At 66.9% G+C, this 17,300-nt stretch carries 16 protein-coding genes and 10 pseudogenes; 14 read left to right on the top strand and 12 right to left on the bottom strand.

Translation table 11 applies throughout. The features are described from left to right. Window positions 1-10 precede the first annotated feature (10 nt). Both OG985_RS47450 and OG985_RS47445 read right to left on the bottom strand, forming a co-directional pair. Window positions 11-761 (bottom strand): annotated as a pseudogene (locus OG985_RS47450) (transposase family protein). A gap of 112 nt (window positions 762-873) precedes the next feature. After that, on the bottom strand, window positions 874-1,017 hold the full coding sequence (locus OG985_RS47445) for a hypothetical protein (protein WP_371666521.1): 144 nt from the start codon (window positions 1,015-1,017) through the stop codon (window positions 874-876). A 62-nt stretch (window positions 1,018-1,079) separates the two neighbouring features. Between OG985_RS47445 and OG985_RS47440 the strand changes: the two are divergent. Then, window positions 1,080-2,524 (top strand): annotated as a pseudogene (locus OG985_RS47440) (ISAzo13 family transposase). A gap of 29 nt (window positions 2,525-2,553) precedes the next feature. Continuing rightward, window positions 2,554-2,733, top strand: a complete 180-nt coding sequence (locus OG985_RS47435) for a hypothetical protein (protein ID WP_371666522.1) — start codon at window positions 2,554-2,556, stop codon at window positions 2,731-2,733. A gap of 315 nt (window positions 2,734-3,048) precedes the next feature. Here the strand turns inward: OG985_RS47435 and OG985_RS47430 are convergent, their stop codons facing one another. The 4 genes and pseudogenes from OG985_RS47430 to OG985_RS47415 all read right to left on the bottom strand — a co-directional run. After that, a complete protein-coding gene (locus tag OG985_RS47430; protein WP_371666523.1) occupies window positions 3,049-3,423 on the bottom strand; it encodes a Rieske (2Fe-2S) protein in 375 nt (124 codons plus the stop codon). Window positions 3,424-4,242: 819 nt separating this feature from the next. After that, window positions 4,243-4,462 (bottom strand): annotated as a pseudogene (locus OG985_RS47425) (transposase); the annotation flags it as partial. Between the two features lie 3 nt (window positions 4,463-4,465). Continuing rightward, entirely contained in the window at window positions 4,466-5,911 is a 1,446-nt protein-coding gene (locus tag OG985_RS47420; RefSeq protein WP_371674215.1) for an NF041680 family putative transposase, read from the bottom strand. Between the two features lie 94 nt (window positions 5,912-6,005). Continuing rightward, window positions 6,006-6,468: pseudogene (locus tag OG985_RS47415) on the bottom strand (transposase); the annotation flags it as partial. 1 nt (window position 6,469) lies between these two features. Between OG985_RS47415 and OG985_RS47410 the strand changes: the two are divergent. The 9 genes and pseudogenes from OG985_RS47410 to OG985_RS47370 form a co-directional block, all read left to right on the top strand. Beyond that, window positions 6,470-6,684: pseudogene (locus OG985_RS47410) on the top strand (transposase); the annotation flags it as partial. 149 nt (window positions 6,685-6,833) lie between these two features. Then, window positions 6,834-7,162, top strand: a pseudogene (locus OG985_RS47405) (IS6 family transposase); the annotation flags it as partial. Between the two features lie 37 nt (window positions 7,163-7,199). Continuing rightward, window positions 7,200-7,442 (top strand): type II toxin-antitoxin system Phd/YefM family antitoxin, encoded by a 243-nt coding sequence (locus OG985_RS47400; RefSeq protein ID WP_371666524.1) that lies wholly within the window; start codon window positions 7,200-7,202, stop codon window positions 7,440-7,442. Further along, on the top strand, window positions 7,439-7,885 hold the full coding sequence (locus tag OG985_RS47395) for a PIN domain-containing protein (protein ID WP_371674216.1): 447 nt from the start codon (window positions 7,439-7,441) through the stop codon (window positions 7,883-7,885). Before OG985_RS47400 ends, OG985_RS47395 begins: the two co-directional genes overlap by 4 nt. Before the next feature lie 30 nt (window positions 7,886-7,915). Further along, a pseudogene (locus OG985_RS47390) lies at window positions 7,916-8,113 on the top strand (ABC transporter substrate-binding protein); the annotation flags it as partial. A 475-nt stretch (window positions 8,114-8,588) separates the two neighbouring features. After that, complete coding sequence (locus tag OG985_RS47385; protein ID WP_371666525.1) at window positions 8,589-8,852, top strand: hypothetical protein; 264 nt, start codon at window positions 8,589-8,591, stop codon at window positions 8,850-8,852. Next, on the top strand, window positions 8,849-9,436 hold the full coding sequence (locus OG985_RS47380; RefSeq protein ID WP_371666526.1) for a hypothetical protein: 588 nt from the start codon (window positions 8,849-8,851) through the stop codon (window positions 9,434-9,436). The genes OG985_RS47385 and OG985_RS47380 overlap by 4 nt, the downstream gene beginning before the upstream one ends. A gap of 6 nt (window positions 9,437-9,442) precedes the next feature. Next, window positions 9,443-9,648, top strand: a pseudogene (locus OG985_RS47375) (transposase); the annotation flags it as partial. 9 nt (window positions 9,649-9,657) lie between these two features. Beyond that, a pseudogene (locus tag OG985_RS47370) lies at window positions 9,658-10,203 on the top strand (transposase family protein); the annotation flags it as partial. 63 nt (window positions 10,204-10,266) lie between these two features. Here OG985_RS47370 and OG985_RS47365 read toward each other — a convergent pair. The 4 genes from OG985_RS47365 to OG985_RS47350 form a co-directional block, all read right to left on the bottom strand. Next, entirely contained in the window at window positions 10,267-11,562 is a 1,296-nt protein-coding gene (locus OG985_RS47365) for an ISAs1 family transposase (RefSeq protein ID WP_371666527.1), read from the bottom strand. 494 nt (window positions 11,563-12,056) lie between these two features. Beyond that, complete coding sequence (locus OG985_RS47360; protein ID WP_371666528.1) at window positions 12,057-12,611, bottom strand: hypothetical protein; 555 nt, start codon at window positions 12,609-12,611, stop codon at window positions 12,057-12,059. Then, on the bottom strand, window positions 12,608-12,940 hold the full coding sequence (locus OG985_RS47355; protein ID WP_371666529.1) for a helix-turn-helix transcriptional regulator: 333 nt from the start codon (window positions 12,938-12,940) through the stop codon (window positions 12,608-12,610). The genes OG985_RS47360 and OG985_RS47355 overlap by 4 nt, the downstream gene beginning before the upstream one ends. A gap of 130 nt (window positions 12,941-13,070) precedes the next feature. Then, window positions 13,071-14,309: an IS256 family transposase gene (locus tag OG985_RS47350; protein WP_371674217.1), complete on the bottom strand. Its 1,239-nt coding sequence runs from the start codon at window positions 14,307-14,309 to the stop codon at window positions 13,071-13,073. A gap of 305 nt (window positions 14,310-14,614) precedes the next feature. Here OG985_RS47350 and OG985_RS47345 point away from each other — a divergent pair, with 305 nt between their 5' ends. Genes OG985_RS47345 through OG985_RS47335 form a run of 3 tightly spaced genes read left to right on the top strand, consistent with a single transcriptional unit; the run spans window position 14,615 to window position 15,487 of the window. Then, window positions 14,615-15,142 (top strand): transposase family protein, encoded by a 528-nt coding sequence (locus tag OG985_RS47345; protein ID WP_371666530.1) that lies wholly within the window; start codon window positions 14,615-14,617, stop codon window positions 15,140-15,142. Between the two features lie 10 nt (window positions 15,143-15,152). Then, complete coding sequence (locus OG985_RS47340) at window positions 15,153-15,311, top strand: hypothetical protein (RefSeq protein ID WP_371666531.1); 159 nt, start codon at window positions 15,153-15,155, stop codon at window positions 15,309-15,311. After that, window positions 15,308-15,487 carry a hypothetical protein gene (locus tag OG985_RS47335; protein ID WP_371666532.1) on the top strand — a complete coding sequence of 60 codons (180 nt, stop codon included), beginning with the start codon at window positions 15,308-15,310 and terminating at the stop codon, window positions 15,485-15,487. Before OG985_RS47340 ends, OG985_RS47335 begins: the two co-directional genes overlap by 4 nt. Before the next feature lie 74 nt (window positions 15,488-15,561). Here OG985_RS47335 and OG985_RS47330 read toward each other — a convergent pair whose 3' ends face one another. Both OG985_RS47330 and OG985_RS47325 read right to left on the bottom strand, forming a co-directional pair. After that, entirely contained in the window at window positions 15,562-15,741 is a 180-nt protein-coding gene (locus OG985_RS47330; RefSeq protein WP_371666522.1) for a hypothetical protein, read from the bottom strand. 29 nt (window positions 15,742-15,770) lie between these two features. Then, window positions 15,771-17,179: pseudogene (locus OG985_RS47325) on the bottom strand (ISAzo13 family transposase). Between the last annotated feature and the right edge of the window lie 121 nt (window positions 17,180-17,300).

Below are 17,300 nucleotides of genomic sequence, written 5' to 3'. Positions count from 1 at the left end.
ATGAGCTTGTTCAGCGGTGAGTCTCCAGGGTGAGAATGGCTCTGGCGATTGACGTCATCCGGCTCGGGTTGCAGTGGGCTTTGCGGAGGATCCGCCAGGTCTTGACCGATGCGATGGATCTCTCGACGGGCCACCGCAGACGCGAGTGCGCCCGGTTGACGCTTCTCTGTTTGACGGTGAGGTCTTTGCCCGGTCGTCGTCTGTGGGGCACGACGACGATGTCACCGGCGCCCTGGTAGCCGCGGTCGGCCAGGATCGGGATGCCCAGGCGGATACACGTAGCGATGATCCGGTGCCGTCGGGCCGCGGTCAGATCGTGGGTCCGGCCGGGCAGCGCGGGCGAGATCCACACCAGCGTGCCGTCCGGAGCGGTCACCACCTGCAGGTTCACGCCGTGCCGGCGGTGCTTTCCCCAGTAGTCCGCCCGGCCGTCGCCGGTCCGGTCGCACTCGGCGAGTGTCCCCTCCAGCAGCAGGTAGCGGGCGTCGGGGCGATCTCAGGGCCGCGGTCAGACCGGGCGCGAGCTCTGCGAGGTGGCCGATCACGGCGTGCACGTGGGCGTGTGCGGTGCCCAGGCTGATACCGAAGCCGGCCGCGAGCTGACACAGGGTGTCGTTCTTCCGCAGGTATACCAGTGTGACCAGGGCGCGCTCGGACGCTGGCAGCTTGCACCTGCGGTCACCTTCACGGGTGACGATGAGCATCGTGACCCACTCCACCAGGGCATGCGGAACATCGAGTACGGCACGATAAGGAACCAACAGAGCCCCAAGGCTGAAGAGTTGAGCGTAGACACCTCGCTCAACAGCCCTGGGGCTCTGCCCGTTCCGCCCTCACCACACCTCACCCGATCAGTAGCCGAACTGAACAAGCTCAATGGTTGACGCTTTCGTCGTTGACCCGCCCGTATTCGGCGTTGCAGAGAGTAACCGCCTCGGCGGACATGAGCGCGTCGGCGAACGTCTTGATCATCGCGCGCAGTAGTTCGGGACTCGCCGCGGCGAGGTTGTCTTCCACGAGGGCGCGCAGGGCAGGGAGCTGCCGAACAATAACTCCTCGGTATTCATGGGCTGGATGCGGTGGTGTCGGAGGGGACGAAGGCAGAACTGGTGGATGTGTTCGGGCTGTTGCTGCCACATCTCGATGAGCGGCAGCAGCGTCTGACGCTGGGTGCGGCGGCGGCCCGTGTTCTGGGCCATGGAGGGATTCGCAGGGTGGCCCAGGCGGCCGGGGTGGCTGAGTCCACGGTGTCGCGCGGGAAGCGGGAGCTGGAGGACAAGGAGGAGTCTGCGGGTCGGGTCCGGGCGCCGGGCGCGGGGCGGAGGTCCTTGCGGGAGGTGGATCCGGGGCTGGTGCCCGCGTTGCTGGCGCTGGTCGAGCCGGACCAGCGGGGCGACCCGGAATCTCCGCTGCTGTGGACGGTGAAGTCCACCCGGAATCTGGCGGCCGAGCTGACTCGGCAGGGGCGCCGGGTCGGCTCGGACACGGTGGGCCTCACTGCTGAAGGCGGAGGGGTTCTCCCTGCAGGGCACCTCGAGGACCACCGGGGGAGCCCGGCACCCGGACAGGACGCCCAGTTCCGTTACATCAACGATCAGGTCACGGCATACCTCGCCGACGGGCAGCCGGTCATCAGCGTGGACGCCAAGAAGAAGGAGACGCTGGGCAGCTACGCGGTCATCGGACGCGAATGGCACCGCGCCGGGCAGCCGGTGCAGGTCCGCGCGCATGATTTTCCCGAGAAGGGCGCCCAGAAGGCGGTGCCCTACGGAATCTACGACATCGGCGCGGACGCCGGCTGGGTGTCGGTGGGCTGCGACGGGGACACCTCCGCCTTCGCCGTGGCCACCTTGCGCCGCTGGTGGAACGGTGAGGGGCGACGCCGCTACCCGCACGCTTCCCGCCTGTTGGTCACCGCCGACGCCGGAGGCTCCAACGGCTACCGTGTGCGCGCCTGGAAGAAGGAACTCGCGGACTTCGCCTATGAGACGGGCGTTGATGTGACGGTCTGTCACTTTCTGCCGGGAACTTCGAAGTGGAACAAAATAGAGCACCGGCTGTTCTCGCAGATCAGCATCAACTGGCGCGGCAGGCCCCTGACCAGCCACGAAGTCGTCGTCAGCACCATCGGAGCGACCACCACACGCAACGGACTGTCGTCCACGCCGACTTCGACCCTGGCACTTACCCCACCGGGGGCACCGTCCCTGACAGTGTCATGGACCGCCTGCCCCTCACGCCGCACGACTGGCACGGCACGTGGAACTACACCCTGCGCCCCGAACCCCTCGCCCCTGAACCACCCCCGCCCGGTGCCGAGTTCGGGCGTTTCCCGGCCGGTGACAAGCTGCCTGCCTGGCTGCGGCACCCCAGCCTCACCGGACTCGAGCCCGCCGCCTTCGACGAGCTCACCGCCCGCTACCAAGCTGGTGCACCGAGCACCCGCCGATCTTTCTGCCCGGAAAGCGCCCCGCCGGCGGCCCCGGCGCCGGCGGCAGACGGCTCTCCGTCGCCGACCAGCTGATCGTCTTCCTCCTCAAGAAGCGCTGGTCCATGGACCAGGCACCGCTCGCCGAGGCAACCGGCCTGCCCAAGAGCAGGATCGGCGCGACCCTCCGGGAGACCACCCCCGTTCTCGCCGCGCTCGGGCACACCGTCTCGACCGGCGCCCTCACCATGACCACGGCCCAACAGCTCGCCGAGATCGCCGGGCACGACCTCACACCCCCGTGATCCTCACCAAGATCGAGGAGTTATTGTTCGGCAGCTCCCTGCCCCGCCCCGGCAACACCTGTCTTGTATGAGAACTCGTCAGGTTACCGAGCGGGGTCGTTACTGTTGACCAAGAGGTGGAAGCCTCCCCGTGGGCTTGTGAATAACCCTCCCGGTTGGTCTTGGACCGCTGAAGGGTCAGCCTGCCGCGGGAGTAGGACTGCCAGGGGCACTTTGCCGAACCATGCTTGCGAGAACGTGCAGGCGGATCGATTCATGGGACGTCGGGCAGCCGCCTCCGTCGTCCTGTCCCTACCGAACGCTTGCTGCAGCGGCTCAGCCCTTGACGATCACTCCGTCCCGTTCGGTGACCTTCACCACGGGCAGGGCCTTAGTCGCCGGGCCGTGAACCGGCCGCCCCGTCACGGCATCGAATCGGCTGCCGTGGCACGGGCAAAGGATCTTCCCATCGCTTACCTCCGCGACGACGCAGCCCGCGTGAGTACAAATCGCGGAATAAGCGCGTAGCTCACCACCCTCACCACGGGTCAGAACCACATTGGCCGACGGCACCACCAAACCCCCACCGCGCGGAACCTCATCCGCACGGGCCAACTCCGCAGCCGCCGCAGCCGCCGCCTCCCGCACCGCCCCCTCTTTCTCCTGCCTGCCACATCCGGCCAGCACCGTCACCGCCGCGGCGACAGCCAACCCCTCAACCACCACCCTCCGCCTCGACGCACAACCCGCTCCCGGACCAGTGCCAGCCGCTTCCGAACTCGACGCCATACACATCCCACTCCAGCAGTTTCAAACGCTGCCAACACCAGCAGCGACCACGCCACATCGGGAGATCTGCGCAACCGGCAACCTCTCGGCCACCGAAGAAACCACGCTTCCGACTACGCTCACAGCCGTCGCACATCACACCCGCGCCATGAGTATCCGGGCAGACAACACCTGCATCCTGAGTAACCACTGCCTGACCGATCGGCCTTTCTTCGCGTTTCGGGCATCGCAGGGGAGTGTCATGAATCAAACTCTGTTTTGGTGACGGCAGGTGACGGGTGTCGTTGATGTTGTGTGCGAGATGTCAACTCCCTTGTGGATATGCATGCCTGAGCCGGCCACGCCCGACCGAAACGACACACCCGCCGTCGCCCTGGGGCCCACCGCGCTTGTTCTCGGGACTATCTCCGCGATAGGCGCGTGGCCGACGCTCGTCTTCGTCGCGCTCCCATGGTCATCCTTGCTGGCGCTCTCTCTGTCACGTTCGGCACGGCGGGTATCTACTGCGCTAGCCGCGGCGTCGGCCGCTTGTGGATCGCCACCGTCGGAACCGTCCTTGGAGCAATCGGACTGGCTGGCGTTATGGCTTTTATCGGGGGTAGCGCCTAGACCTGTCTGTAGCTGGCCGTCCCATCGTTGCGAGTGGGCGCCGTGAGGAACAGAGCACGCAGCACTCATCGTGCATCCAGGCTGCTTGCGGGAGCTGATACCGCCGGGGCGTCGGCGATTCGGGTCGACGGGCTGGCTTGCGGGTGATGCGGCGGGTCATCAGCGTGATGGCCGCCCAGGTGATCAAGGTCTCCGAGTGCTGGACGAGGCGTTCGTAGTCGCGTGCATGCCGGCGGGCGTGCATCAGCCAGGCCAGGGTGCGTTCGACGACCCAGCGGCGGGGCAGGACGACGAAGCCGGAGGTGTCCTTGGGGCGGCTGACGGTCTTGATCGTGAGGCTCAGCTTGTTCTTTATCTACCAAGACCTTCCCGGCTTGCCGATGGCTTTGAGGCTCTCGGGGCGTTTGACGGTCTTGCCGACGTCGTAGCGGGGTGCCCGGTGTCTGTTCTTGGCGCCGGGTGGTCGTCCGGGGCCGGTGCCTCGGGGTTTGGGAACACGGGTCGGGCAGGCGAGGTAGGCGCGAATGTTCCTGAACCCCCGGCGGACCCGGGCCGGGGTGAGCCGGTCGGAGGTGGCGGGTTTCTCCCACGGCCGGCGGAGGTCTTCGGCGAGGGGCCGGGCGAGCCGGAGCTGGGTGTGAGCGACGATCAGGATCCAGGTCCAGCGGTCCGCCGCCTCGGGAGTACGCAGTTTCGGAGTGGTCCAGCCGAGGGTCTGCTTCGCGAATCGGAAGGTGTGCTCCAGGTCGAAGCGGCGGAGGAATGCCTGCCAGAAGCGGTCCACGTCTTCCGGGGTGGCGCCCGTCTTGGAGGACCATAACCATACCGGCGGGGCATCGCGGTCCTTGGACAGATGCTCGACTTTCAACCGGATCAACGTCCCCTCGACCAGGGGAAGTTCACCGTCGTGGTCGAGCCATGAGGAGCGGTGGGTGAGCCGTGGGTGGACCCGGTCCCAGGCCTGGGTTTCGGCCTTGCCGTAGTTGGTGGTGTCAGTGACCGTGGTGATCGCGGGCTCGGGCCAGGTTTCCGGCCTGGTGAAGCGGAATTCCGGGCCGTGCTTGGGTGGCCGCCCGCCCTTCGGGTCGTGGACGCGAGGCGGCTTCGGCAGGCGCATGACGCGGTCGGAACGGACCCGGCCGACCAGCTCGACGGGCAGGTCGCGCAGGACCCAGGCCAGGCGGGTGACGTCGTAGCCGGCGTCCATGACGATCACGATATCCGGGCCCCCGACCTGCCACTGGCCTGCGGCGATGAGCCGTTCGATGACACCCCGCAGCTGGGAGGCCGTGACCGCGGTCGCGTCGTCCGCCGGGCCGAGCCGGACCGCGTCCAGGATCGCGGTCCAGGACGTGGCACCCGGCTCCAGGACGGCCACGAAGGAATAGGGCCAGCCCGGAATGAACTGCGATGCCGTCTTCGCGCGGCCATAGACGTGACAGAACAGCCGGTCGGCTGAGCACGGCGCGTCCGAGCGGAGCCACGGCGACACATCGACCGCCAAGACCAGGCGCCCGCCGTCGAAACGCGGCAAGGGCAGCCCTGCCAGCAGCGTCCGAAGCCGGTCGACGTCGATCCGGCCGCGGTTCAAGCCTCCGTACATCGCTCCGTGCCCGCGCCGATGCTCGGGCAGAAGGGTCAAGTCCACCGCGGACTTCACCGCACCATCGGCACACAGCACCGCGTCCACCAACTCGAACAGTTCGTCGCGCCGAGCGGTCAGACACTCGTAGAACTCGCCCCGGAAGCGTGACGCTTCCGCGAACGCTTCCCTGCGGACAGCATCAGGCAGCAGACTCATCCTCACGGCCTTCGTCGTGGTCACGTGCACCTTGGTCGGAGCACATGATCAGACGAAGGCCGCCCCCACGTCCGACGAACCCTCAGGTGAGCGACTTAGTTCGAGACACCGTTCGGGGCCGGAAGAAAAAGAACAAGCTCAGGTGCTGTTTCGCCCAGCCGACGAGCTTTCCGGCATAGGCGGAGTCGGCCCAGACGATGGTGATCTCGGGCATCAGGCGGAGCCGGAAGAGCACTTCCTTGGCCGCGTCGCGGTCGCTGAGGGAGGCCGGGGTGACCATGACCAGTAGCGGAAGACCTCTGGTATCGACCACGAGATGCCGCTTGCGGCCATTGATTTTCTTGCCCGCATCAGTAGCCGCGGGAGTCCTTGCCGACGGTCTCGGCAGCCTTGACGCTCTGGGAGTCGATCACGGTGGCCACCGCTCTGGGGCCTTTTCCCATCTCGCGGCGGATCCGGCCGGCGAGCTGGTCGCGGATCTGTCCGATGACTCCGGCGACGGCCCAGCGGGCCATGAAGCCCCAGACCGTCCGCCAGGGCGGGAAGTCCGCGGGTAAGTCGACCAACCCCCTGGAACGGTTGAACCGGGAGATCTCTTCCCCAATCCCGGGGCGCTCGAGCGCCTGGTCACCGCCGTTCTCTTCGAACTGCACGACGAGTGGATCGCCTGCCCCCGCCGCTACCTGCCGGAGGGAAGCATGGCCAAGCTCTACCCAAAGCTCCCCGAAAGCGCCACCGCACCATCCCACACCACCAACGACCCCACCGAATGATCGGCCACACACGAGAAGGGACGCCATTCTATATATGGGCACCACACCGGTGAAAACAGATGACACCCAGCAGTGAAAGGGTTTGTGGCGAGCGCGGTGCTCCGGATCTGGGGTTCTGAACATCTGGGAGGGGCTGTCGTGGAGGCGGAGCGACACCGTCGTACAAGAAGTACCGGTACCCGCGGAGGTCATGTCCCGCTGCGTGTGGCTGTACCACCGCTTCCCGCTCAGCTTCCGCGAGGCCGAGGAGCTCATGCCCGCCCGCGGCGTGATCGTCTCCCACGAAACCGTCCGGCAGTGGTGCACCAAGTTCGGGCCCCAGTACGCGGCCGGCCTGCGCCGCCGCAGGCCGAAGGCCTGCGATGAGTGGTATCTGGACGAGGTCTACGTGAAGATCAACGGCGAGTGGCGGTACCTGTGGCGGGCGGTGGACCAGGACGGCAACGTCCTGGACACCCTGGTCCAGTCCCGGCGGAACGCCCGCGTGAGACACGGGGTGTAGTAACATGTAGTACATGGATGCCACGGCTCGGGAGTTTAATCAGAAGTCCTCGCAGATGCTTGCTGCGGCAGCGCGCGGAGAGACCATCACGGTCACCAAGAACGGTGTCGCGGTGGCCCGGATGGTGCCGGTCAGCGACGATGACGTCCCCTCGCACCCCATAAACCCCATGGGCGAAATTGACCTGCCCGACCTCGGCCTCCCTGATCTGGCCGACGATGAGATCGAAGAGACGCTCAGGGGAATGGGCGCCTGACGATGATTGCAATTGCCGATACCAACGGCCTGTACCGTCTCCTCGATCCGAAGCTCACCGGCCATGAAGCGCACAAGGAAGCCCTCGCGGCAGTCAGCCATCTCGTCATCTCTCCCATGGTCCTGGCAGAACTGGACTATCTGATCTCAACACGGGCCGGAGCCAGCAAAGCCCTCACCGCGGCACGGTTCATCGAACGCAACACAGCCGTGCGCCGCTTCGAGATCCCCTCTCTCGCCACACACCTGAGCGCGGCGATCGCCGTCGCCGAAGGCTATGCAGACGCCGACCAAGGCAAAGGCGTCGGACTGACCGACGCCATGAGCGTCGCCCTCGCAGCCGCCTACCGGACCGAGGTCCTTCTCACTACCGACCGGCATTTCCGCATGATCCGGCCGCTGACGGGCCACCAGGCATTCCGCCTCCTGCCCGACGACCTGTAGACCGAGCACCTACGCGACGCGGTCGCCTCCACCATCCAGGTCTACCAGGAGGCGGGTCTCTCCCACCTCGACCCTGGCTAGATCTATGTCTCGGACGCCGGCCAGGTCGCCAACCTGCTCTTCCGCCGCCTGACGCAGTTCCAGGAGGACGGCAAGGGCGGCGTCTCGGTCGTCGGCAACCTCGCCACCGACTCGGGCAAGTCCTCCGACGGCGGCAAGACCTGGACTTCACTATGAAGCACAGGCACACCGCATTTTTCGTGTCAGAGCCACTTCAGCTCGTACGCCGACGACACCGGCCACCGCTACTCGGCGATGCTTGCCCGCCGAGCCGAACAGCAGCCGCGAGCAGGCGCGGCACCGGGCACCAACTGGCCAGCGCAGCGCGGCAGGCCCTCGCCGCGACCCACATCGAGTCACGGCCCGCCGTGACGTGGGCACGCGAGGACAAGATTTTCCAGGCCGCCGAGCGCGCGTGGGCCGACATGGTCGAGCACGGCACCCCCGTGACGTCTGCCACTCGCTCGCTCAGCGCCCCCGTGCGCCACGGTGAGCACCAGCTGCTCACGCCGCGCCCCGGGATGCGGCGGAACCTGGGAGACCAGGCCCGTTCTGACCCGTTCGACCGTGGGCACACCGGGCGGATTTCCCATCAGGAATGTGTGACGCAATGGGCACGACTTCACAACTTTCGGCCGGACCGGTGGCCGAGAAAGTGATCCGAGTGTGGGCACAGGCCCTGTTCTGCTCGCCCCTGCGCCCACCGGACCAGATCAGTACAAAGACGGTGTGCGCGGCGGTCGCCGAGGAGCTGGCCCGCCACGCGACAGTGCCCGGCGGGTGCGCGGGAGCGGTCGCGCAGCGGGCCGGGGACTGCCCCGAGCTCTTCACCGCGCGGATGGCCTGGTGCCTGGAACAGGCCACCCACGCCTACACGGCGCCGGCCTGCGGTGGATGCCAGGCATGACCAGCCCAGCAGGCGCCCAGCCGGACAACGCAGGCTCCTGCACCACAGCCGCGAGCGGCATGCCCTGCGGGGCGGAAGACGCCGCACGCAGCCAGCTCTGGTGGACCGTCCACCAGGCAGCCGGCGGCCCCGGACGCATGCCCGCCCACACCGACCGCCTGCGCCGGTGGTCCGGCCTGCTCATCGACGCCCTCCTGGCCTTCCATGACGATATGACGCGCCTGCCCGGATCGCAGGCCCGTATCTGGCAACTACGCCTGGCGCTGACCACCGAGCAGCGACTCCGGCCCGTTACCGGCGGCATCCCGGCCCACCGCTGGCTGGTCCACGCCCGCCACCGCACCCAGACTCGCCCCAATCCCACGCTCGACCGACGGCTCTACCAGTCCTGGATCCCGCATCTGGTCGCCGCGGTCCGCGACCTCATCAACGAAACCGCCGCAGCAATCGCACACACCACAAACACCGAACAAGACCCCGCCACCACGGTCCACCTCCTGCAAGCCCGCCACATCCTCCAGCACACCTGCCGCCACCTGAACAAGCCCCACGAACTACGACCACCGCCAGCCAGGAACAAATGAGGTCAGTTGATCGGGCAACTGGTGGACCGCGCGAAGGCTGGCGGGATCAAGTTGACCGGTGAGGGCGGGCTAATGCAGCAGCTGACGAAGAGGCTCTTGGAGTCCGCTCTCGAGGGTGAGATCGCCGATCATTTGGCCACGAGAAGCATGAAAGGGCCGCCGACGGCCACACCCGCAACAACACTCGTTCGAAGACCGTGGTGACCGCAGTGAGATCGTGAATGCGGCCGGCGAGGGCCGGCGAAATCCAGACCAGGGTTCCGTCCGGTGCTGTGATGCCGAGTAGCCGAGGGGGATCTCACCCCTCGGCTCTCACAGATCCGTACGTGACAGTCTCCCGTCATACGGCTCTTGTCGTTCTGGTCATCAGACCAGGACGGCGCCCGCGGTCAGCCTCCAGTGTGCAAACATGCGGGGGTATCGCCGGGCGATCTCCTGCATCTTCGCGATGGTCTTCCGCCTGGCCGCGAGCCGTTTGTACGGGTCCTGGCACGACATCCGCGCCTGGCGGGAATCGGGCTTCCCTGGTCTGTTCCCCGACTGCGAGACGATGGGTGACCTCGGCTATATCGGCACCGGCGTCCTCACCGGCCAGGCGCAAGCCACCCAGCCGGGAACGACCCCAAGCCGACAAGATCCTCAACCAGTCCATCAGCACCCTGCGCGCCGCCGTCGAACGAGCGATCGCACACCTGAAGGACTGGAAGATCCTCGCCACCCGCTACCGCGGCCGCCCACTCGACACCCTCCCGAGCATCGTCCGCACCATCACCGCACTCGCGTTCTTCCGAACCCAGGGCCCCGGCGTGTGCCTGGATCGTCCGGTTTGGTTATGTGATGCCGTAGAGGGCGAGGACGCGGGGGCGCTCGGTGTGGGCTCGTCGTCCGGCGGCGGTGTTGACGTAGCCGGCGAGCTTGAGCGCGCTGCGGATCAGGTCGCGGAGGGTAGCGAGTACGGCGGGCGCGTTGCGGGTTCTGACCTGGGACTTGTCCTCGTTGAAAGTGACATCTCGACACCAGTGGACGGTATTTTCCACGGTCCAGTGCCCGCGAGCCCAGGACGCGATCTCGGCTGCGTTCGCTTCCTCGGCGGGCAGGTCGGTGATGGCGTAGACGGTCTCGCTGGACCATTTTTTCGCCCCGTAGAGACGGCGTCGGCGCTGGATCCGCAGGACCTGGGCCGCGTGCGGGAAGAGCAGGCCCTCGACGGTGACGACCTGCACGAGCCGCTGCTCGTGACGGCCGTGGCCCCGGGCGTCGTCGCGGTGGATCACAGGGATCTCCTTCCAGGGCAGGGCGTGGAGTTGACGGGCCTGGCCGCGCTGGTTGTTCTTGATGGTCAGCAGGTAGTGAGCGCCGCGTTCGCGCAGGTAGATGGCGTGGTCGCGTTGGGCGTGGAGGGCATCGGCGGTAACGACCACCCCCGTGAGATCCGCGTCGTCGATCTGGTCGAGGAGAGGTGCGAACTCGGGGATTTCGTTGGTCTTCGCGCCGATCTCGCGGGAGGCGAGAGTGACACCGTCGCCGTGACGGACGGCGGACAGGACGAAGACGCGGCTGCCGTCCGGGCGCCTCGCGCCGCGCAGGCACTTGCCGTCCACCGCGATCGCCCGCCGCCGGAGCCGTACCGGCTCGGCGCGGGCGGCCGCCCGGTGAGCCCGGCGCTGTTCACGTTCGGTGCCACCGTCGGGCATCACCGGCTCCGGCCGGCGGGGCTGTGCGGACAGCAGAGGCCGAAGGTAGTCGTAACCGGCCGCGCCGATCTCACCGGGATCGAGTCGCCCCAGGACGCTGCGCAGGGTTTTCTCGCTCGGCACCCGGTAGCGGCCAAGGAGTGGGTGGTAGGGCAGGCCGAAGGCGGCCAGTTCCTCCGGCGCCGCACGTCGGCACCACTCCGCCGCCGCGGTGATCGAGTCGTGGCCGGACGGGGTCATCGCGCAGACCACCAGGGCCAGCAGCGAGGAGAGCCGGTACCGCACTCCGCAAGCCCCTCTCGGATCGGTGACCGACTCGAACTCGGCGACCAGGCAGCGCACTTGCTCCTTGGCGGCACCCTCGCCGAGGGCTTCCAGGCAGGGCGCACAAGGCACGGGGACAGCGACAAGGGATGATGGAGAAACGAACACGGCACCTTCGTGGATCTTGCAGCGTAGAGAACTACATGATCCACAGGTGCCGTGTTCACCTGCTTCCGGGGCCCACCACCGAGATCAACACCCCAGACCGGGACGATCCAGGCACTCGCCGGGGCCCTGCTTCCGAACCTCCTGGTGAGGCTTATGAGTAACCCTCACGAGCTCGGTCAATTGCTCCGCATCCAACCCGGTTGTAACCTGCCAGCTCAACGACCCCGCCCCGGCAACACCTGTCTTGTGAGAACTCGTCAGGTTACCGAGCGGGGTCGTTGCTGTTGACCAAGGGGTGGAAGCCTCCCGTGGGCTTGTGAATAACCCTCCTGGTTTCCATCTTGAGAATCCGAATCGACTTGCCGAGCCCACGCGCGAGTCTGGAAGCTTCCTGGATCCCAAACAAGAAGATGATCACGAGCTGCGTTTCTGATCATGGTCAAAGTCCTCTGGGTTTCATACACAAGGAGGCTGCCGTGTAGCGGACGATGACGTCACGCTCTCGGCTGAGGGCTTGCGGTTGCCGGGGGCTCCGTCATCTGCTGGTGCAGTCGGTTGCTTGATCCGTCCAATTCGGCTGGATCTTCATCCTCGAGGCGCCACGCGAGAATTGCCGTGGGCAGCCAGATCAACATCTCGAGAAGCAAGAAGATCCCGATGCCTGCGACGCGGACCGGGTGTCGGCCGATACTGAAGAAGAAGACGATCAAGAGGATCCACGCGGCCGCCGTGATGATGCCGTAGGCGCGACGGTAGGCGCTGTGTACCTGCTGAAGCTGCAGTTCATCCAGCAAGTGAGACGGAGCCAGGGACAGACCGCGGATGCCTCGCCAGGCAATCCAGCGGAACATGCCTTGAGCAAGGATCAGTGCCGCAAAAAGCCACACCCCCACCTGCCAGGGAGTCATCACCGCCAACGTCATCGTGATGACGGTCAGCGCCAACACGACAAGCAAAGTCCGCCGAGTTCGTCTCCGCGGCATGGGTTCTGGCGCCGACTGGCCCAGCTGGAAGAGGCGTTCGTTACGAAGAAAGGTATTACGGATCATGGCATGTTCTCTTCGGGATTGACGGATGCGGGCACGCCGAGCTCCGCGGACGGTGAGGGTGAATCGGTGACGAGGGCCTCCCCGGTGAGCCGAGGAAAGGGATGCGGAGAAAAGACAGCCTCCACGGGCACACCGAAGCAGTTGCAGATCCGGAAAACCAGCTCCAGGCTCGGGTTGTAGTCGCCCCGCTCCAAGTAGCCGATGGTCTGGTAGTTCACCTTCGTAACCTCTGCAAGGTCGCGCCGCGACCAACCACGCTCTGCTCGCAACATCGCAAGCCGGTTGTAGATCCGCATCGGTTGATCGTTCGAACCCTGCGTCTTCCTCATGCGGCAGAGTGTTGCATTTATACAACGGGTGAGTCAATGCATAAGACGAGCAGTGAGACCTACAGGGGTGCACTTCACCTACTCAAGGATCGCGAGGTCCGGATGGCGTCCCTTCTCGTGGTGTGGCCGATCATTCGGTGGGGTCGTTGGTGGTGTGGGGTGGTGCGGTGGCGCTTTCGGGGAGCTCTGGGTAGAGCTTGGCCATGCTTCCCTCCGGCAGGTAGCGGCGGGGGCAGGCGATCCACTCGTCGTGCAGTTCGAAGAGAACGGCGGTGACCAGGCGCTCGAGCGCCCCGGGATTGGGGAAGACCTGTACGACGTCGGTGCGGCGTTTGATCTCCCGGTTCAGCCGTTCCAGGGGGTTGGTCGACTGAATCTTCTTCCAGTGCTGGAGCGGGAAGACCGCGAAAGCGGTCAGGTCTGTCTTCGCCGTCAGCAGCATCTCTTTCACCTTGGGGAACTGCTCGCCGAGCATGTCGGCAACGGTGTCCAGCTGGGTGGCGACCAGTTCCGCAGTGGGCTGGGCGAAGACGGTCCGGATCGTCGCGGCGACCATTTCACCAGCGCCTTTGGGTATGTGCGCGAAGCAGTTGCGCAGGAAGTGAACGCGGCACCGCTGATACGAGGAGCCCAGCATCACCTTGCGGATCGCGGCGATCAGTCCGCTGTGGTGGTCCGCGATGACCAGGCGGACGCCGCCCAGGCCGCGGGCACGGAGCGAGCGCAGGAACTCACTCCAGAACGCTTCGGTCTCGCTGTCCCCCACGGCGGTCCCGAGGACTTCGCGGCCGCCGTCCTCGGTGATGCCGGTGGCGATGACCACAGCCTGCGAGACGATCTGATGGTTCACCCGCACCTTGCAGTACGTCGCGTCCAGGTAGAGGTAGGGGAACCGGGTGTGGTCCAGAGGGCGGGTGCGGAACGCGGTCAGCGGCTCGTCGAGCTCGCCGCAGATGCGGGAGACCTCGCTCTTCGATATGCCACTGTCCCCGCCCAGGGCCTTGACCAGGTCATCGACCGAGCGGGTGGAGACCCCATGGACATATGCTTCCATGATCACGGCATAGAGGGCCTGGTCGATGCGCCGTCGGCGTTCCAGCAGGCTGGGGAAGAAGCTGCCGGTGCGGAGCTTGGGAATCTCCAGGTCCAGATCGCCGGCCGGCGTGGTCAGGGTCTTGTCCCGGTGCCCGTTGCGCCACGCTGTCCGGGAACCGGTGTGCTCATTCCAGCCGGCACCGATGTGCGCGCTCACCTCGGCTTCGATCAGTTCCTGCAGCATTCGCTCTGCCACGCTGCGGACGAGCTCGATTCCGTCGGACGAGCGTAGTGACTCCAGCATCCTTATCAGGTCAGACTGGGACAGGGCCATCACGTACTCCTCATGGTTGAACTGGGCGTTCACCAAGAAGAGTTACGTGATGGCCCTCCTCGCGTCAGGGAGCGTCGGACACCAGCAGAAGTGCGCCCCGGGCACCCGCCCGCGCACGCCCACAACTTGATCGGCTACACCACCAAGCGGGACATGACCGAGGTCCGCCGACTCGTCGGAGCTGGGGGAGCTGCGCGTCGCTCAAGGCCGAGAGGTTGCCGCTGGCGGGCGGCCGATACGCGTGCAGGCACGGCTTCCCGGTGATCATGGAGTGTCGAGTTCGCTGATCACCACAACGGAAGACCGTGCCTGCTGCGCCAGCATCACTCATCCCCGTCGGGCTGGGCCAACTCGCGGGCGGCAATCCGGCCTGCCCCGACGAACTGCCCGACCTTCTGGCCCGGCTGTCTCGCTTGCCCGACCCGCGCCGCCGCCCGGGCCGTCGTCACCCGCTGCCGTATGTCCTGGCGGTCGCCGCCTGCGCGGTCCTGGCCGGAGCGAAGTCCCTCACCGCGATCGCCGAGTGGGCTGCCGATGCCTGTGACCGGCTGCTGTTGTGCTGCGGGGCCGCGCTGCGTGATCCGGACCGACCTTGCCGGGCGCCCAGCGAAGCCACCGTGCGCCGGGTACTGCAGCGCATCGACGGCGACGCGTTCGACGCGGCGATCGGCGGCTGGCTCACCGGCCGTGCCGCCGCCTCCCGCGCCGCGGCCAGGACAGACACCCACCGGACAGTCCGGCGCGGGCAGCGGTTGCGGTGGACGGCAAGTCCCTGCGCGGAGCCATTCGCGCCAACGGCCGCGCTGCGTCCACCTGATCTCCGCTCTGCGTGACGACAGCATCGTGCTGGCCCAGCGTAAGGTCAACGCCAAGAGCAACGAGATCACCGCGTTCCGCCCCCTGCTGAACCCGCTGGACCTGACCGGCGCGGTGGTGACCTGGCCGAATGCGTTCGCGGGCATTGGGCTATTGAGAATCGTGAGCACCATGTCAGGGATGTGACGTTCGGGGAGGACGCCTCACGGGTGCGAACCGGCGGTGCACCGCGGGCGATGGCCTCCCTGCGGAACCTGGCCATCGGCGCGCTCCGCCTGACCGGCTGGGACAACATCGCCGCGGGCCTGCACCATCACGGACGGGACACGACCCGGCCGCCGACCGCCCTCGGACTAAACTGATCATTCCCCGCCAATCGCGAGAACGACAGAGCCCTGGGAGCTGCCGAACAATAACTCCTCGATCTTGGTGAGGATCACGGGGGTGTGAGGTCGTGCCCGGCGATCTCGGCGAGCTGTTGGGCCGTGGTCATGGTGAGGGCGCCGGTCGAGACGGTGTGCCCGAGCGCGGCGAGAACGGGGGTGGTCTCCCGGAGGGTCGCGCCGATCCTGCTCTTGGGCAGGCCGGTTGCCTCGGCGAGCGGTGCCTGGTCCATGGACCAGCGCTTCTTGAGGAGGAAGACGATCAGCTGGTCGGCGACGGAGAGCCGTCTGCCGCCGGCGCCGGGGCCGCCGGCGGGGCGCTTTCCGGGCAGAAAGATCGGCGGGTGCTCGGTGCACCAGCTTGGTAGCGGGCGGTGAGCTCGTCGAAGGCGGCGGGCTCGAGTCCGGTGAGGCTGGGGTGCCGCAGCCAGGCAGGCAGCTTGTCACCGGCCGGGAAACGCCCGAACTCGGCACCGGGCGGGGGTGGTTCAGGGGCGAGGGGTTCGGGGCGCAGGGTGTAGTTCCACGTGCCGTGCCAGTCGTGCGGCGTGAGGGGCAGGCGGTCCATGACACTGTCAGGGACGGTGCCCCCGGTGGGGTAAGTGCCAGGGTCGAAGTCGGCGTGGACGACAGTCCGTTGCGTGTGGTGGTCGCTCCGATGGTGCTGACGACGACTTCGTGGCTGGTCAGGGGCCTGCCGCGCCAGTTGATGCTGATCTGCGAGAACAGCCGGTGCTCTATTTTGTTCCACTTCGAAGTTCCCGGCAGAAAGTGACAGACCGTCACATCAACGCCCGTCTCATAGGCGAAGTCCGCGAGTTCCTTCTTCCAGGCGCGCACACGGTAGCCGTTGGAGCCTCCGGCGTCGGCGGTGACCAACAGGCGGGAAGCGTGCGGGTAGCGGCGTCGCCCCTCACCGTTCCACCAGCGGCGCAAGGTGGCCACGGCGAAGGCGGAGGTGTCCCCGTCGCAGCCCACCGACACCCAGCCGGCGTCCGCGCCGATGTCGTAGATTCCGTAGGGCACCGCCTTCTGGGCGCCCTTCTCGGGAAAATCATGCGCGCGGACCTGCACCGGCTGCCCGGCGCGGTGCCATTCGCGTCCGATGACCGCGTAGCTGCCCAGCGTCTCCTTCTTCTTGGCGTCCACGCTGATGACCGGCTGCCCGTCGGCGAGGTATGCCGTGACCTGATCGTTGATGTAACGGAACTGGGCGTCCTGTCCGGGTGCCGGGCTCCCCCGGTGGTCCTCGAGGTGCCCTGCAGGGAGAACCCCTCCGCCTTCAGCAGTGAGGCCCACCGTGTCCGAGCCGACCCGGCGCCCCTGCCGAGTCAGCTCGGCCGCCAGATTCCGGGTGGACTTCACCGTCCACAGCAGCGGAGATTCCGGGTCGCCCCGCTGGTCCGGCTCGACCAGCGCCAGCAACGCGGGCACCAGCCCCGGATCCACCTCCCGCAAGGACCTCCGCCCCGCGCCCGGCGCCCGGACCCGACCCGCAGACTCCTCCTTGTCCTCCAGCTCCCGCTTCCCGCGCGACACCGTGGACTCAGCCACCCCGGCCGCCTGGGCCACCCTGCGAATCCCTCCATGGCCCAGAACACGGGCCGCCGCCGCACCCAGCGTCAGACGCTGCTGCCGCTCATCGAGATGTGGCAGCAACAGCCCGAACACATCCACCAGTTCTGCCTTCGTCCCCTCCGACACCACCGCATCCAGCCCATGAGGAGTTATTGTTCGGCAGCTCCCAGGGCTTCGGCGTAGTCGCCGGGCGTCCGGTTCATGACGGTTCGCC

It is taken from the genome of Streptomyces sp. NBC_00289 (assembly GCF_041435115.1).
In the GTDB taxonomy this organism is placed as follows: Bacteria; Actinomycetota; Actinomycetes; order Streptomycetales; family Streptomycetaceae; genus Streptomyces.
Note: the sequence above shows the minus strand (reverse complement) of the source record. Positions and strands in the feature narration are given on the sequence as shown.